At 58.4% G+C, this 16,837-nt stretch carries 13 protein-coding genes; 5 read left to right on the top strand and 8 right to left on the bottom strand.

All coding sequences use genetic code 11. The features are described 5' to 3' along the window. Window positions 1–181 precede the first annotated feature (181 nt). The 3 genes from GJR99_RS16440 to GJR99_RS16430 all read right to left on the bottom strand — a co-directional run bounded on the left by GJR99_RS16440 (window position 182) and on the right by GJR99_RS16430 (window position 3,346). The gene (locus GJR99_RS16440; protein ID WP_191967165.1) at window positions 182–1,153 is read right to left on the bottom strand and encodes a DUF1616 domain-containing protein; all 972 of its coding nucleotides are present in this window, start codon (window positions 1,151–1,153) and stop codon (window positions 182–184) included. Window positions 1,154–1,335: 182 nt separating this feature from the next. Then, window positions 1,336–1,647: a winged helix-turn-helix domain-containing protein gene (locus GJR99_RS16435; RefSeq protein WP_151114140.1), complete on the bottom strand. Its 312-nt coding sequence runs from the start codon at window positions 1,645–1,647 to the stop codon at window positions 1,336–1,338. 886 nt (window positions 1,648–2,533) lie between these two features. Further along, window positions 2,534–3,346 (bottom strand): enoyl-CoA hydratase/isomerase family protein, encoded by an 813-nt coding sequence (locus GJR99_RS16430; protein WP_151114139.1) that lies wholly within the window; start codon window positions 3,344–3,346, stop codon window positions 2,534–2,536. A 186-nt stretch (window positions 3,347–3,532) separates the two neighbouring features. On the opposite strand from GJR99_RS16430, the gene GJR99_RS16425 reads away from it, so the two are divergent. Together GJR99_RS16425 and GJR99_RS16420 are read left to right on the top strand one after the other, a co-directional pair. After that, a complete protein-coding gene (locus tag GJR99_RS16425) occupies window positions 3,533–4,129 on the top strand; it encodes a SprT-like domain-containing protein (protein ID WP_151114138.1) in 597 nt (198 codons plus the stop codon). A gap of 354 nt (window positions 4,130–4,483) precedes the next feature. Beyond that, window positions 4,484–5,173, top strand: coding sequence for a DUF1028 domain-containing protein (locus tag GJR99_RS16420; RefSeq protein WP_151114137.1), 690 nt, complete (start codon window positions 4,484–4,486; stop codon window positions 5,171–5,173). Window positions 5,174–5,233: 60 nt separating this feature from the next. On the opposite strand, the gene GJR99_RS16415 is transcribed toward GJR99_RS16420, so the two are convergent. Genes GJR99_RS16415 through GJR99_RS16400 form a run of 4 tightly spaced genes read right to left on the bottom strand, consistent with a single transcriptional unit; the run spans window position 5,234 to window position 10,974 of the window. Continuing rightward, entirely contained in the window at window positions 5,234–7,387 is a 2,154-nt protein-coding gene (locus GJR99_RS16415; RefSeq protein ID WP_151114136.1) for an ABC transporter ATP-binding protein, read from the bottom strand. Then, a complete protein-coding gene (locus GJR99_RS16410) occupies window positions 7,384–8,283 on the bottom strand; it encodes an ABC transporter permease (RefSeq protein ID WP_151114135.1) in 900 nt (299 codons plus the stop codon). The genes GJR99_RS16415 and GJR99_RS16410 overlap by 4 nt, the downstream gene beginning before the upstream one ends. Then, entirely contained in the window at window positions 8,283–9,242 is a 960-nt protein-coding gene (locus tag GJR99_RS16405; RefSeq protein ID WP_151114134.1) for an ABC transporter permease, read from the bottom strand. Before GJR99_RS16405 ends, GJR99_RS16410 begins: the two co-directional genes overlap by 1 nt. Before the next feature lie 40 nt (window positions 9,243–9,282). Beyond that, a complete protein-coding gene (locus tag GJR99_RS16400) occupies window positions 9,283–10,974 on the bottom strand; it encodes an ABC transporter substrate-binding protein (protein ID WP_151114133.1) in 1,692 nt (563 codons plus the stop codon). Between the two features lie 329 nt (window positions 10,975–11,303). On the opposite strand from GJR99_RS16400, the gene GJR99_RS16395 reads away from it, so the two are divergent. Both GJR99_RS16395 and GJR99_RS16390 read left to right on the top strand, forming a co-directional pair. Then, the gene (locus tag GJR99_RS16395) at window positions 11,304–12,551 is read left to right on the top strand and encodes a Zn-dependent hydrolase (RefSeq protein ID WP_151114132.1); all 1,248 of its coding nucleotides are present in this window, start codon (window positions 11,304–11,306) and stop codon (window positions 12,549–12,551) included. A gap of 326 nt (window positions 12,552–12,877) precedes the next feature. Next, entirely contained in the window at window positions 12,878–13,693 is an 816-nt protein-coding gene (locus GJR99_RS16390; RefSeq protein WP_151114131.1) for an IclR family transcriptional regulator, read from the top strand. Window positions 13,694–14,060: 367 nt separating this feature from the next. Here GJR99_RS16390 and GJR99_RS16385 read toward each other — a convergent pair whose 3' ends face one another. Next, the gene (locus tag GJR99_RS16385) at window positions 14,061–15,980 is read right to left on the bottom strand and encodes an archaea-specific SMC-related protein (RefSeq protein WP_151114130.1); all 1,920 of its coding nucleotides are present in this window, start codon (window positions 15,978–15,980) and stop codon (window positions 14,061–14,063) included. 102 nt (window positions 15,981–16,082) lie between these two features. Between GJR99_RS16385 and rdfA the strand changes: the two genes are divergently transcribed. Continuing rightward, the gene (gene rdfA / locus GJR99_RS16380) at window positions 16,083–16,676 is read left to right on the top strand and encodes a rod-determining factor RdfA (protein WP_151114129.1); all 594 of its coding nucleotides are present in this window, start codon (window positions 16,083–16,085) and stop codon (window positions 16,674–16,676) included. Window positions 16,677–16,837 lie beyond the last annotated feature (161 nt).

The raw sequence follows: 16,837 nt of genomic DNA, 5'->3' as shown, positions 1-16,837 counted from the left end.
TCCCTGTTTTTGTGCTGACCGTTCTACGTGCGTGAGTTGTCTCTCACAAGAAGTAGAGTCGTAGAGTTCACAGAAGGGAGATTCGGCAGCGTCGTTCACGTCTGCTCACGTCGAGTGACACCAAACGAGAGAAAGGAAACGGACCGATAGTGACGTTCGAAACCTGTACTGCCCGTCGTAGTTAGCTGTCGACCCAGACGTAGGTCGAACGGTACGCACTGTCGGTATCGGCGTCTTGGGGCGCGTCGCCTTTGTACAGGAGGTAGACGAGACGGAGTTCGGAGCCGGTCATCTCGGGGGCGAGTTCGGGGTTAGTCGTCCAGGTTTCACCGGGAGCGACCTCCTGGGAGACACGCGCCAACTCTTCGTATTCGACGACAGAGACCGTTCCAGACGACGTGTCGACGCGCTGTAGTTGGACGACGAGCGTGTACTGAGTCAGTTCACGTTCCTGGTTGGTCACACTCGCGTACAGGTCTGCGGTTCCGCTCGCCGACAGCGACTCGGGATACCCCGACGCGACGAACTCGCCGTTCGACTGCTGGGTGACCAACGAGAGAGTCGAATATTCCTCTCCGTAGTTCGGAACGGTGAGGGCGAACCCGAGTCCGACCACAGACAGGACGACGACAGCAGCGAGGAGAATGTTCACGACTCGATTCGAATCGTCTTGCTTCGAGAACGAATCGGCCACCGACGTGTACCAGAGCTTGAGCGGAACGTTGTACTGCTCTGACTCCGTGAGTCGTTGGCGGCGGTACTCACCTACCAAGAGGCCAATAGCGATCAGCGTCGCCAAGATACCGACGAGGCTGATGGTACTCAACTGCGGGAATACACTGAGGACAAACACCCCGAGTATCGGAATCAGTGCGAGACTGACACCGAAAGAGAGCGCCATACGCTCGGTGAAGGTCACCCCCACGCCGTTCCGGTTCACCGTCACCGTCGAAGAACGTGAGACTCGTGTATCGGTGTAATCGTGTGGGAACAACACGAGAAGCAAGGTGTACCCAGGAAGAAAGACGAGTAACGGAATTCCAAATACAGCACGGACGACGACAGAGTCGATGTACAACACCGACATGGAAACCCCGATGAGGATGACGAACCCTGCCAACACGTCGGCCTGCATTCCTCCAAGGGTTCGCATCACCCCGTTGTCTTTCACTATCGGTAATTCGACCATGCGTAATGATACTAGAGTATACACTTTGTTGTTGAGTGACTGACGACACCGTTAGTCAGGGTTAAAATCGTATTAACCTAAACAGCGAGCTGAAAATCCGAGAAGAGATAAGGTACAGAGAGAACTGCGTGTGATTCAGACGCTCTTCACACTAGTTCCTGTGATTCGATTACGTGCCACGACTGCTGGCCCTCCTCGGTGAGCCCGTATACACGTCCTTTCTTTCTGTCTTCCGGGACGAGTAGTTCGACCTGCCCACGCTTTCGCAGGCGCTGAATAGAACGAGAGATATTCGCGACGTGACGGTCCGTATCGGCAGCGATGCGGGTCGGCGTCGCCGGCCCTTCCGCGAGTCGCTCTAACACAGTCAGTCGGTACTGAGAACTGATTGCATAGCTGACCATGTCCCAATCGATATTTTCGTTCGTATCAGATTGCTCCTCTTGCGTGCTAGCCATTAATCAGATTAACAGCCAGATAATTACATAAGTACTTCGGTGACAATTTATTCAGAGATTCCTGAACGTCACAAAATCGTATACATCAAGTTACAAATGAGTCACTACTACTAGTTATAAAATTAATAAGCTTAATTATCGGATTATGAGTACAGTTTTGAATTTATATTCACGTTTACATGGATGGTTAGTCGCACAATCACGAGACGAGAGGCGGTGTATTTCATATCTGATTACAAGATTGTACGAATTCGACGAATTATGTTCATTCAAGACGTAAACTGTCGTAATCAAGATGTGTACTAATTAACACACAGTTCTCAGTGCGGTCGATACGAAACGAGCAACGAACCGACATAGGCAGCATCGACGGTAGAGGAGTGTGAACACGTGGCACCGATTAATCTCACCACAAAGAAGAACGTCACAGACGAAGACACAGCAATAGACCAGTTCCAGAACGCTTGGGCTACAGGATATCGAACGAGGGACCCGAATATAGGACGGATGGTGAGTTCTCCCCCGGAGACATCGAGTTTGGTCGGAAGATGGTGTATACGCCTGAAGCTCTCGAACCCCCACTCTACTCGGGTTCGTGACGACACCAGACTTACCTCGCGGCGGTCGGCAATTTCCATATAGCGACATTCAGTTTATTCAAAACGTGGCCAGTAGTAACCAGATTTTACTAATCCTCGTTGTCTCACACAGACAACGATGTTAGCATATTAGTCGATTGTCTGACTTTTCGAGAGACACGACCGATATTCGGGGTTTTTTCCGCGTACGTACCCACGTCGACGGGGTTACTGCAGGCACACGCGCGGTGAATATGGATTTGGTCCCCGAGCCCTCCCTGAACCCGAATCCTCACCCGACCCGAATCCTACTCACCGGGCCACTCGTCCGCACTCAGCGGTTCGCCATCGAGGAACGCGTCTATCCCTTCGTGCGCGTCCCGTGTCGTACAGAGCTCTCCGAACCGTTCGTTCGAGTAATCGAGGGCGCCGTCGTACTCGAGTTCGGCCATCTCGTAGAACGCCTCTTTCCCCATCTGGACGGCCACCGGACTCTTCGACGCGATGGACTCTGCGAGTTCGACTGCCGCAGTCACGTGGTCACCGTCGGGAACGACACGATTGACGAGTCCCCACTCGAAGGCCGTCTCGGCGTCTATCAGGTCACCGGTCAAGAGGAGTTCGAGACACCGTTTCCGCGTCACAGACGACAGCAACGGAACGGCCGGCCCCATACAGAACAGGCCGACCTTGGGAGCAGTCGCGCCCATCCTGGTTCCCTCGGCTACCACAGCCAGGTCACAGGCGGCGAGGAGGCCGATTCCGTTCGCCGCCGCGTGACCGTGGACGGCGGCGATGACCGGGGTGCGCATCTTCGTGAGCGTCCGAAACGGTTCTTCCATCACTGCGACCCACGCTTCGTACTCGTCTTTCGTCTCGTACGCTGCGTGTTCCGTCAAGTCGATACCTGCAGAGAACGCCTTCCCGGCCCCGTCGACGACGACGACCCTGATGTCGTCCGCCTCGTCGAACGCAATGAGTGCGTCGTCGAGTTCGGTCGCGAGGTCGGTACTGAACGTGTTCATCGACTCCGGCCGAGAGAGCGTAATCCGGCCAACGTATCCATCTCGGGCGGTTTCGATAGTCGTCCACTGTGACGCGTCAGCACTATCAGACGTCATGTGTTCACGGTTCGCTGACTCGACTGTTAAGTGTCACCGTGGAACAGTAGGAACGAGAATCGTGAGATTCGCAGGTTCGTCACCGCAGAGACCCCCGGCCAGATAGAGAGACGAGGGTGAGAACGGTGACCCAACCACCGCGAACACAACACACATCAGTCTCTCCGTCGAACCACCGGCCGAACTGTGGCACGCGACGATAGCGGATTTCCGGACGACTACGACGCCGTCGAGACCCACGACGAGTTGATACACTGGTCGCGCGCGTACTGCTCTCGGGCCGTCTCGGAGTACGGGCTCGACGTGGTGTTAGAGCAGGTCGAGTGGGAAGTGTCGACTCGTGCGAAACGACGGGCTGCTGCGGTGAAGACGCCGCAGGTAGATGGCGCGACAGTCGGCGAACGGAGAGACTGGGCCGGCAGTGGGACAGACGTCGACGGCAGCCCAACGTGTACGATGTCACTCTCGTGGCGGGCCTTCGAATCGTTCGGCCGCGACGAGTGGACCGCGACACTTCGCCACGAACTCGTCCACGTCGAACAGTTCCAAGCGTTCGGAACCACCGACCACGGTGCAGCGTTCAAACGACGCGCTGAATCCATCGACGCACCAGTCCACGTTCGACGGTTCTCCGACCCGAAGTACGTCCTCACGTGTACCGATTGCGGTTCCGAAGTCGCCTATCGGTATCGTGAGTGCAAACTCGTTCGGAACTCGTCGGCGTACCGGTCGTCGTGCTGTGGATCGTCGCTGGCGTGTAGCCGTCCACGCGATTCTGAGTAGTCATCAGAGCGACTGTCGTCGGAACGACGTTTTCGGACGGAACTCGCCAGCAAACGAGACGCCACTTGAAATGTATTTGAACGGGGTGGAATCGGGATAGACCATATTTCTATTATTTCTAATCATCTGTCATATTACTCTAAGTCTCGAATAGCCCATCCAAGTTGTATTAATACAGAAATTTATCGGTGATTTCAACTCGTTTGGTGAGAGTAGTATTCTAAAATATATAATAATATTTCTGGTATATTCTCGTGAAAACCGTTTCGATGGTCTCGGGAGAACGCGATTTACCGGTGGGTCAGATACGTATATAGTCACCCGCCGAGAACCGGAGAAACGAGTAGCGTAGCCATGCGACACGTTCCTGGAACATTCTCGATAGCGGCCCACGACCCGACTACGAACACCTTCGGTGCAGCAGTTACGACAGGAACGGTCTCTGTCGGCGCCACGTGTCCATACGTCAGTGCCAACGCCGCCGCAGTCACGCAATCGTACACCAAGACAGAACACGGACGAGACGCCGTCGCTCGCGCCGATGCTGGGGAACGTGTCGACGACGCCATCGAAGACCTCCTCTCGTCGGACGACTACGCCGACTATCGGCAAGTCCACGGCGTCGGCACGGACAGCGAGTCCGCCTTCACTGGCGACGAATGTGTCGAATGGGCCGGCCACCACGTCGGAGATGGGTACACCGTCGCAGGAAACATGCTCGCCGGGAGCGACGTCGTCGACGCGACTGCCGAAGCGTACGAATCAACCGACTGCGACATGGCCGAACGACTCGTCTCCGCCCTCGAAGCAGGTGAGGCAGCCGGTGGAGACGACAGAGGAGAGATGAGCGCAGCGGTTCTCGTCCACGCACCCGGCCCGGAGTTCTACCACAACCTTCGCGTGGACCTCTCGGATGACCCAGTCTCTGACCTTCGGGAGTTACTCACCGAGGCCCGCCGTGCAAAGGCCCAGATTCAGAAGGAGACGGACGACCTGTTCGGGGACTATCCGGACGAGATTCTGAACTTCGGTGTAAAGTACTGAAACGAGGACGTTCGCATCGAAAAAAGGGCGTTCGTGGGTGCCTCTGAAGGCGTGCGTGCCTCAGTCTGAGTCTGCCGCGTTGGTCTCTGTCCGCTTCGGCGGCGTGATGAACGACTCGCGTTCGCTCATCTCTGCTTCCGACAGGTGACACGAGATGAAGTGCCCAGACTGGTCCATCGCTTCGAGTTCCGGGAACTCCGTCTCGCAGACGTCGCCTATCTTCTTGGGACAGCGAGTCTGGAACGGACATCCCGAGGGCGGGTTGATGGGACTCGGGACGCTCCCTTCGAGGAGGATACGGTCCGTCTCTCGGTTCGGGTTCGCGTGCGGCACTGCCGACAGCAGACTCTCGGTGTACGGGTGGAACGGCGGTGAGAACACGTCGTCGATGTTCCCGAACTCCGCTATCTTCCCGAGATACATCACGGCCACGCGGTCACAGATGTGCCGAATGACACCGATGTTGTGCGAGATGAACAGGTACGAGATGTTCTCGTCGGCCTGTATCTCGTTGAGCAGGTTGAGAATCTGCGCTTGCACACTCACGTCGAGCGCCGAGACGGGTTCGTCACAGACGATGAGCTTCGGTTCGACGGCGAGGGCGTGCGCGATGGCGACGCGCTGTTGTTGGCCGCCGGAGAATTCATGAGGGTACTTACTCGCCGCGTTCCGTGAGAGACCCACGCGTTCGAGCAGGTCGCCCACTCGCTCGCGCTTCTCTTCGCCCGTCGCGATGTCGTGTTTCTCCATCGCGCGGCCGACGATTTGGCCGACCGTCTTCCGCGGATTCAGCGAACTCTGCGGGTCCTGGAATATCATCTGCATCTCGCGGCGCAGACTCCGGACCTCGGTCGACCCGAGTTCGTGCAGCGGTTGCCCTTCGAAGAACACCTCGCCTTCGGTCGGTTCGAGGAGACGAAGCGCGGTGCGGGCGACGGTGGACTTCCCACACCCGGACTCACCGACGAGCCCGACGGTCTCGCCGGGGTAGACGTCGAAACTCACGTCGTCGACGGCTTTGACGTACCGGCGTTCGATAGTCGGGAGCCCACCGTCTCCGAACGACAGGTGGACGTTTCCGAAGACGCCATCACCCGCACTGAAGTACTTCTTCAGGTTGTGGACTTCGAACAGCGGTTCTCCGCTGCGGTCGATATCTGACCGTCCGACCCCTACCTCTGGGACTGTACTCTCGGAGAGGTCGAGTGAGTCGGCGTGAATACACGCTGCACGAGACGTGGTATCACCGACCGAGTCCAGCGTCGGGTCGCCACCCGTCCGACACGCTTCGGTCGCGTGTGGGCATCGCGGGGCGAAGTTACACCCACTCGGGAGAGACCCGAGGTCGGGCATCGCACCGTCGAGCGTCGGTAGTTCGTCGTAGTCGGTGTCGACCTCCGGGATGGAGTCGATGAGCGCACGGGTGTAGGGGTGCCTCGGGCGGGCGAACAGGTCACCGAGCTCGGCAGTTTCGACGAGATTTCCGGCGTACATCACACCGACGTGGTCACACGTCTGGGCGACGACGCCGAGGTTGTGGGTAATCATCAAGACGGCCGTGCCCTCGCGTTCTTGCATCTCGTTGAGCAGGTCGAGAATCTTCGCCTGCGTCGTCACGTCGAGTGCAGTCGTGGGTTCGTCGGCGATGATGAGGTCTGGTTCACACGAAAAGCCTATTGCGACGAGGACGCGCTGGCGCATCCCGCCGGAGAACTCGTGTGGGTAGTCGTCGATTCGTTCTGCCGCGTCTGGGATTCCAACGTCGTCCATCGACTCGATGGCGAGTTCACGTGCCTCGCTCTTCGAGACATCCTGGTGACGACGAATCGTCTCGATGATCTGCTCACCGACGGTCATCACTGGGTTGAGTGACGACATCGGGTCCTGCGGAATCATCGCGATACGGTTGCCACGGATGTCGCGCATCTCTGCGTCAGACTTCTGGAGCAGGTCTTCGCCGTTGAAGACGACTTGCCCGCCAGTTATCTCACCTGGCGAGTCGATGAGACGCATAACCGACCGCGCCGTGACGGACTTCCCTGCGCCCGACTCTCCGACGAGACCCATCGTCTCACCGCGGTCCAGCGAGAACGACACCTCATTGGAAGCGACGATCGGACCGCTGTCGGTGCGGAACTCGGTCTTGAGTCCACGCACGTCGAGGAGTGGACCGTCCGACTGTTCCGACTCGGTCGCTGTGGTGTGGGCGCTCATTCTATCGCCTCCACCTTCGGGTCGAGGACGTCGCGGAGGCCGTCACCCAGCATGTTGAATCCGACGACGGCGATGCCGATAGCCAGCGCCGGGAAGATGAGCATCCACGGCGCAGTCTCCATGAACCCACGACCGGTGTTTATCATCAGTCCCCACGACGGTTTCGGTGGTTGTGCACCGAGACCGAGGAACGACAGGCTCGCCTCCGCGAGGATGGCAAACGAGATGTTGAGCGACCCCTGAACGAGCATCGGGGCCGTACAGTTCGGGAACACCTCGCTGAAGACGATACGCGAGTCGCTCTCCCCACGCGCGATGGCGGCCTCGACGTACGCTTCGTTGCGTTCGGCGAGGGCCGCACTTCGCGAGACGCGGGCGATATAGGGCGTGTAGACGAACGCCAACGCGATGATGACGTTACTCAACTCCGGACCCAACACGACGAGGAGCGTCAGTGCGAGGAGCACTGGTGGGAACGCCATCGCGGCGTCCATGACGCGCATCAGAATCTCGTCGGTCAAGCCACCGGCGTATCCGGCGACGACGCCGATGATAGCACCGACGGCGAGCGCACCAGAGATGGCACCGAACCCGACGTAGAGGGAGATTCGACTCCCCATCACGACGCGACTGAAGATGTCGCGGCCCAGGTCGTCAGTCCCGAAGGGATGTTCGACCGAAGGGGCCTGCGAGCGGTCTTCGATGTTCGTCTCTTCGATAGAGTACGGTGCGATGAGTGGTGCGAAGATGGCGACCAGCACGAGCATCACGACGATACTGAAACCGAGCATCGCCTTCGTGTTGCTCCGGAATTTCCGAACAAAGCGAGCCATGCGCTCGCGTTGCGACTGCGAGATGAGTGGCTGGCTCTCGTTTGCCTCTTGTTCGGTCGCCATTAGTCGTCACCTCCGTAGCGGATACGCGGGTCGAAGTACGCGTACAGTAAGTCTGCGGCGAAGTTCGAGAACATGTAGATGAGTGCGACCACGACGATACACCCCTGGATGAGGGGGATGTCGCGGCTCTGGATTGCGGTCAACGTCAACTTGCCGATGCCGGGCCAGAAGAACACCTCTTCGAGCACGACGACCCCGCCGAACGCGTAGCTGAACTGGAACGCGATGACCGTGATGACGGGGATGATAGCGTTCTTGAGCGCGTGCCGAAGGACGATGACGCGTTGGCTCATCCCCTTCGCACGCGCGAGGTTGATGTACTCCTCACTCAGGACCTCCAGCATCGACGACCGGGTCATGCGCATGATGTACGCAGTGAGTGCGAAGCCCATCGCACCTGCGGGCAAGGCGAGTCGGGTGAGTGACCCGACCAAGTCTTCACTCGGTGAGACGTACCCACCGGTCGGAAAGAGGTTGAGCCAAACGGCGAACACTAAGATGAACACCAGGCCCCACAGGAAGATGGGCATCGAGATTCCGACGAACGCGAACATCGACGCCGTCACGTCGGGTGCCTCGTTCTGGTTGATAGCGGCGTAGACGCCGAGTGGCACCGAGAGAACGACGGCGATGAACGTCGCGGCGAACGCGAGCATCAGCGAGCGTGGAAGGCGCTCGGCGATGAGTTGCGCGACCGGTTCACCGAACCGAAGTGATTCGCCCATGTTCCCCTGGATGAGCCCGACCACCCAGTCGATGTACTGCACGTACAGCGGGCGGTTGAGCCCCAGTTGGGATTGGAGCGCTTCGAGCGACTGTTCGGTCGCGTTGGGGCCCAAGATGAGCAGGGCCACGTCACCAGGGAGGATGTTGGTGACGGCAAAGGCGATGAGCGTGACGAAGAACAGCGTCACCGCCATGAAGCCAACGCGCCGAACGACGTAGTTGTACATCGACATTGTATGAATTTATGGATGAAATCTGAGGGTTGGAGCGGGGTTAGCGGTCCAGCCAGTTGTCGTCGAACTGGAGCGTCGACCCGTCGGGTGCACCGATGTTACCCTTGTACTGCGAGGCAGCACCGTACAGACTCGGTTGCCACCACAGGAACATGTGGCCGGCGCGTTCGTCGTGGAGAATCTGCGTGGCCTGGTGGTAGAGTTCGGCGCGCTCGTTTTCGTCGTAGATCGTCCGTGCTTCCTCGACGAGGGAGTTGTACTCGTCGTTCGTCCAGTTGGTGAAGAAGAACGCACCGTCTGGGTGCAGGAACTTGTAGAACGACACGTCGGGGTACCACAGTGCGAGGTAGGAACTCGTGGTGGCCTGGAAGTCACGCTTCGAGTAGACGTCCGAGAGCCACGTACTCCACGTAATCTGCTGGATTTCGAGGTTGATTCCGACTTCGGCGGCGTCGGCCGCGATGACCTCTGCGGCCTGCACCTGCGTCGGGTAGGACTGCGGAATCTTGAACGTCGCCGTGTAGCCGTCGGACATACCGGCGGCGTCGAGGTGTTCTTGCGCCTTCTCGAGGTCGCGCGGGCGCGGTTCGACGTCGGGGTTGACCCACGGACTGCCGGGTGCTGCAGGGGATGCAGTGGTCTGTCCGGTGCCGTAGAGGGCCGCTTCTGCGACCTTCTCTTTGTCGATTGCGTAGTCCAGCGCGAGACGGGCGTCCTTGTTGTCGAACGGTGCCACGTCGCAGTTCATCCCGAGGTAGACTAACGACTTGGGGAACTGCTTCTCGAAGCGGACGTCGGGTGCCTGTTCGACGCGAGAGACGTCCTTCGGCGCGATGCCGTTGATGAAGTCGTACTCGCCGGCGAGGAACGACTGGAGACGGACGCTCGGGTCCGGAATCTCGCTCTTGACGATGGTGTCGATGAACGGCCCGTCTTCGTCGGACGCGCCCCAATAGTCCTCGTTGCGGACCATCGTGAACGACGTCTCGATTTCACGGCTCTCGAACTTGTACGGGCCGGTCCCGATGGGCGTCTCGACCATGTCCTTCGCCGCGTTCTCGGCCGGCATGACCGAGAGTTCGGCCGTCGCCATCTTCGCGAGGAAGGGGGCGAACGGTTCGGTGAGTTGAATCTCGAAGGTGTACTCGTCGGGAGCGCGGAGTTCCTCGACGAACTCGAAGAAGCCAGTGGCGAGGTAGTCCCCGTTCTGGACACGTTCGTAGGTCGCGAGCACGTCTTCGGAGGTCATCTCCTTGCCGTTGTGGAACGTCACACCCTCACGGAGTTCGAACGTCAGGAGCGTGTTGTCGTCCGACTGCTCGAAGGACTTCGCGAGGTGTGGCTTGATGGAGTAGTCGTCCTGTAGTTTGACGACTTCCTCGTAGATGTTCTCCAAGACGCGCTTCGACGCCGCGGAGGTGTCGATGTGTGGGTCGAGACCCTGGACGGGAACTGCGCCGCCCCACTGGAGCGTGCCACCTTGTTTGCCACCACTCGATTCGGTCGTGTCAGTGTCGTCACCGCCGGAATCCCCACCGGAGTCGCCGCCGGAATCCCCACCGGAGTCGCCGCCCGAGTCGCCGCCATCGTCTCCGCCACCCGTACAGCCAGCGAGTGCCGCAGCACCCGTGGTCGCCGCCGCACCGAGGAACGTCCGGCGGTCGAACCGTCCACGGAGCGTGCCGTTGCCGTTGCTATCAGGAGATTCGGACTCCTTGCTACTCTCTTGCATATAGAGCCCCCAATCCGCTACTCTGTGATAAAAATTTTGGTGCTTTAAGTGCATACGACGTTCACACGCCGAATACTGTCAACGAGAATGTTGATTCGGTCGAGTGAACGAGTGGTATAGTTTACAATTCAAATTTTATCTCCCCGGTTGGTGCAGTGATTTGAACGAACGTCCACCGATACGGAAACCATCGAGAGAGACACGTCGCGTCGGCGACTGTCTCGCCGCAGTGTGCACCGAACTGTCTTCGAATCCCTCACCGCCATTGGTGTCATCCAAATGTCTGATTTCCAAACAGGTAAATAGGGTCAATCACGAATCCCGGCAGTATGCGAGTCAATCAGCAGCGACTCCGCAGTGACATCGAGTCGAACGCGGAGTTCGGTGCCGTCCCCACGGACGAGGGTCGTGGGCGGACGGTTCTCACTGGAAGCGAGGCAGACCGACGGGCGAGAGAGTTCTTCTGTGAACGACTTCGAGACGCAGGGCTCTCGATTCACATCGACGAGGTGGGGAACATCGTCGGCCGGTGGGTACCCGAGAGCGCAGACCCCGACGCAGCACCCGTCGCCACCGGGAGCCACCTCGACTCTGTTCCCGAAGGGGGAATCTTCGACGGACCACTCGGTGTGTACGCAGGTCTCGAGAGTATCCGGGCGATGCAGGACGCTGGCGTCGAACCTGTCCGACCAGTCGAAGTCGTCAACTTCACCGAAGAAGAGGGTCAGCGATTCGGTGGCGGTCTCATCGGTTCGGCCGTCGCCACCGACGAGATGGACAGTGACGAGGCGTTAGCTATCGAAGATTCGGACGGGATTCCACTCGGAGACGCGCTCGCGGATATCGGCTACCGTGGTGAAGGCCGACTCGACGCGTCGGAGTGGGATTCGTGGATCGAACTTCACATCGAGCAATCGGAACGACTCGAAGACGCGAACGTCCCTGCCGGTGTCGTCACGAGCATCGTCGGACTCTCTCGATGTTCAGTCGAGATTACCGGCGAAGCAGACCACGCCGGGTCGACGCTCATGGACGACCGGTCTGACGCACTCGCGGCCACCAGCGAGTTTATCCTCGACATCGAACGGGCGACGAACGAGCGAAACGAGGTGTCGGAGACGGCAGTCGGAACAGTCGGGAAACTCGACGTCTCACCGAACGCCCCGAACGTCATCGCGGGGAACACGACGCTGACCGTGGACGTCCGAGACGTCGACTACGACTCCATCGAGTTCATCATCGAAGAAGCGCGACAGAGCCTCGCACGTCTCGAGGACCAACGACCCGTCGAGACGACGCTCGAACATCCCTGGGACCGCCAGCCAGTCGAGATGAGCGACCGATGCCGTCGTGCCCTCCACGACGCTGGGGCGGACGCAAATCTAGAGACACTCGACCTCCACTCCGGTGCCGGGCACGACACGATGCACGTCGCAGAAGTCACAGACGCCGCCCTCCTCTTTGCACCCTCACGAGACGGAATCTCGCACAATCCCCGCGAGTGGACCGATTGGGAAGACTGCGCCGACGCCACACGAGTCCTCGCCGGCGCGCTCGCTCGACTGGCGACCGAGTAACCACGCTAACCACGCCGATACGGCGAAACACCGGCACTCGCGTACGCTGCTGTCCGACACCCTTTTTCCATACGGTAGTTGCTGAGTTCGTCACGCTCCGGAAGTCGAAACCCGTCATCTCCAGTAGAGTTCTACTGTTCACAGTATGTGAACATAATTTTCAGACGTCTATTTTCGGCCCATAGAGGCTTTTTCTGTATGCCACGGGGCTATAGAATCGTCAAATGGGCTGTGGTATATGTTTTCAGCAGGGTTTTGTGGTACCTAGTCGGGAAAGTTGTTTGCGAAATACAAACACATATAGTACCCGAGTGACGATAGCATCCATGTCAAACGAACACACGGGCGGTTCGCCGCGGACCCTGAAGACGGTGTCTCGTGCGTTCGACGTCGTTCGGGCACTAGAGGAGTTAGACGGGGCGAGAGTAACGGAGTTGGCAGACCATCTCGACCTCTCGAAGAGCGTCGTGTACAACTACCTGAGTACACTCCGCGAAGAGAAGTACGTCGTAAAAGACGGAGATACCTACCAGCTCTCACTTCAGTTTCTGCTCGTCGGCGAGTACGTCAGATACCAGAATATCCTCTACCGTATCGGAAAATCTGAAATCGAAGACCTCGCCGAGAAGACTGGTGAGTATGCCCATCTGGCGACCGAACAGCACGGCCTCGGCGTCAATCTCTACAAAGTGAGTGGTGAGACTGCCGTTGGAAGCGACTACCAGGTCAACAAGCTCCAGCGAGCGGACTATCTCCACTTCTCTGCGACGGGGAAAGCCATCTTGGCACACCTCCCACGCGAGCGTGTCGATTGGATAATCGACCGATACGGGCTTCCAGCGAAGACTGAAGCGACCATCACCGACAGAGACGAACTCTTCGAAGAACTGGAGACGGTACGTGAACGCGGATACTCGCTCAACGACGAGGAAGAGATCAAAGGGTTGCAAGCCATCGGTGCCCCGGTGACGAACCGCCACGGCCGCGTCCTCGGTTCCATCAGCGTCTCCGGGCCGGTTCGCCGGATGAAACAGCCAGAGTACCACCAGAACCTCATCGAGAGCGTCATCAACACCGCAAACGTCATTGAGGTGAACGTCAACATGGAAGAGTCCGACGACGAATTCCCGACGTTCAGTTGAGCGCGTCCATTACATAGATACGTTTGTAACGATTTTCCGCCCGGTTCGTTCACACCGCTAGTTCACAAATTGCGAACCCCTACGTGTCGTCCTCATACGAATCTGAGAGCCCCACAAACAGGCAACGAGAGCACTGACGCGCTCAAATCAGGTCGAGAGTGCCAGCGTATTCGGCATCGACCACACGCTGGTGACGATGGAATAAACAGAGGAAATCTGGCCATACACCGTTATCCACCTGTGTGAATCGCACACAATTCGCCAGATGATGACTTTATCGAGTAAACCAACTACAAATGTCCACCAATTCAAAAGGCATTGTCTATATCAGAACAAAGGGGCAAGGGCCGGCGAACTCCGAATCGGGTTAAATCTCGGTGATTCGGGCGTGCTGGTCGTCGAGCGCGGCGGCGTCTTCGGGGAGCAATGCGACGACGACGAACTCGGCGTGTTCGTGGACATACTCGACGAGAGCGGCGATTCGCTCGGAGTCGATAGCCTCCAACGAGTCGAGGAGCATAAACGGAAGTTGCTCGGCGACGTCGTGGACGAGGTAGCCCGCAAGCCCGAACACGAGACCGATGACCTCCCGTTCGCTCTCTGAGAGGTGGTCGACTGTATCCTCGTAGACAGTCCCAGACTCGGTCTGTCGAACGATGTGGAGGTTGAACTCGCTTTGGTCCTTCGACTGGCCGCGTCCGGACGCCTCTTTGCGGATGCGCTCGATCCAGACGCGTTCGATGTTTTCGTACTGGAGGATGTCGAGGACACGCTCCATGTGGTCGTTGAACGCCTCGACGGCCTCGGACTCGATTCGGTCGATTCGGCCCCGAAGCTCACGAATCTCCTCGCCGATTTCTTCTCGTCGCGCTTTGTACTCGGCGAGTTTGTCCTTCTTCGTGCGGGCTTCGTCGAGACGGTCGCGGACGCGCCCTCGTTCGTTTTCGAGGCGTTCACGTTCGAGTTCTGCGCGGTTCGCCTCGGAGTGGAGTTCGACCAACTCGTCGGTCTCGTCGTCGACGTCCTCTGCTTCGGCTTCGACAGTCGTAATCTCCTCGCGCAGTTCCTCCTGTCGCGATTCGAGCTCGTCGATTCGGTCGAGCGTCTCCTCCCGCTCAGCGACCGTCTGTTCTAAGCGGGACGAGAGCTCACGCCGTCGAGTCCGCCGTTCTTCGATGGTGTCGAGTCGCGACGAGAGCTCGTCGATGGCGTTTCGGGCCTCTCGCCGTTCGGACGCGAGCTTCGCACGGTACTCTTCGAGATGTTCGACAGTGGCTTCGATGGTTTCAGACGAGACTTCCGAACCGCACGTCCAACAGACGACGTCGTCGTCACCGAGAAGTTGGTCGGTGACACTCCCACCGTTCGAACCACCGCGAAGGGCGCTCGTCACGCCTCTGTTTTCGCCCGCGAGCATGGACTCGTTGACGCGAACGATGTTCTGAATCTCGTTCATCTGCGATTCGAGTTCACGCACGCGCTCACGGCGGTCCGAGAGTTTCGATTCGAGTTCCGAGGGAGAGTCCGCAGTCTCGTCCGGCAGTTCGTCGAGCGAGTCTCGAATCTCTGTTTCGTCGTCTCGCAGTGCTTCCAGACTCTGTCGCTCCGTCTCGAGACGGAACCGAACGTTCTCGAGCGTCGAACGAAGTTCGTTGAGTCGGTCGAGTGCCTCGTTTTCGCCGTCGTCGGTGCGTTCTGCCGCCTCGATTTCGGCTTCGAGTGATTCGAGACGTTCGCGGGCGTCGTCGATCTTGTTGTCGAGTTCCGCCTCGCGGCGTTCGAGATTTCCAATCGTGCGTTCGAGTGCGTCCGCCTCGTTCAGTTGGGTGTCGATCTGCCGGCGTTCGGCTTCCAACTGCGTGATTTGGGCTTCGATGGCAGTGGTGTCGACGGGGCGCATGATGAGTTCACGTAGGTCGTCACCACGCTCTACGGCCCGCCGTGCCTCGTTCGACTCCAGCAAGAACGCAAAGAGGTCAGCGAGTTCCGGGTCGGAGAGATACGGGTCACCATCTGCGACGGTGTTCGACCCCTTCCGTCGAAGGACGCGAGTAAACGTCTCGTCGCCCAGCGAGAGCGTCACCTCACCCTCGTCTGCGTCTGCCTTCAGCGACGCACGGTCACTCCCGAGCGCCGTCATCAGCGCCTGGAGGAACGACGTCCGGTTGGTCGCGTTTCGGCCGACGAGAATCGTGATTCCGGGTTCGAACTCGACGTGGGTGTGTTCGATTCCACCGATGTTTCGCGCCTCCACAGAGACATTAGCGGCGCGACTAGTAACGGTCATGGATGTTATCTGTGAGTGGTACCAAATAACTATTCGTATTTGATTACATACGTACCGTTGTAATGGAAACCGTTATGTCTCCCGTTCACTTGCCCTATATGTATGGCAGAAAGCCGACCGAATCCGACGAACTCGAAGGTCGGACGTCTCATCGAGTCGTACGGGTTGGATGGACTCGGTGAGGAGTTAGAGCAACGATGGACCGCCGACGAAGACGCAGACAGTCTCCGAACCCTCGCGGACGTGTTCAACCACGAAATCCTCGAGGCGGCCGCGTTAGACGCCGGTCTCGACCTGCTCGATGGTGAAATCAAGACCTTCTACGAAGCGCTGTCGGATACCGACGCGACGGGGGCCGAACGAACACGAGCGCGTGGAAGACTCGAACGGGCAGGTGTCGACGTCGAAGGCCTCCAGCGTGATTTCGTCTCCCATCAAGCGGTCCACACGTATCTCACGTCGTACCGCGGCGCATCGAAAGAACGCAAGCGCAGCGACCCGACAGAGCGAGTCCAGCGACTTCGTGGCCGACTCGCAGCAGTGACCGAGAGTGCCCTCGACTCGGTGGCAAATCAAGAAGACTTCGTAATCGGGTCGCCGGACGTCCTCGTCGACGTGCAGGTTTTCTGTTCGGACTGCGGGAGCCAGTACGGATTCGACGAACTGGTCGAACGCGGTGGTTGTGAGTGCAGATAGTGGTGTATTAAACCCACAATAGTGTAGGCACTTCTGTAATGAGAGAGTGATGTTCGGAGAGTGTGATCGAGTCGAGTGACAAGGCATCGGAGACCGAGGAAAGAGCTGAGTTACAGGATTCAGAGCCGGAATACGACTACAATTTTTACAATTTTTAAAAA

This window comes from Haloferax marinum, assembly GCF_009674625.1.
GTDB lineage: Archaea > Halobacteriota > Halobacteria > Halobacteriales > Haloferacaceae > Haloferax > Haloferax marinum.
The sequence above is the reverse complement of the archived record's forward strand: the minus strand, read 5'-3'. Positions and strand labels throughout refer to the sequence as shown.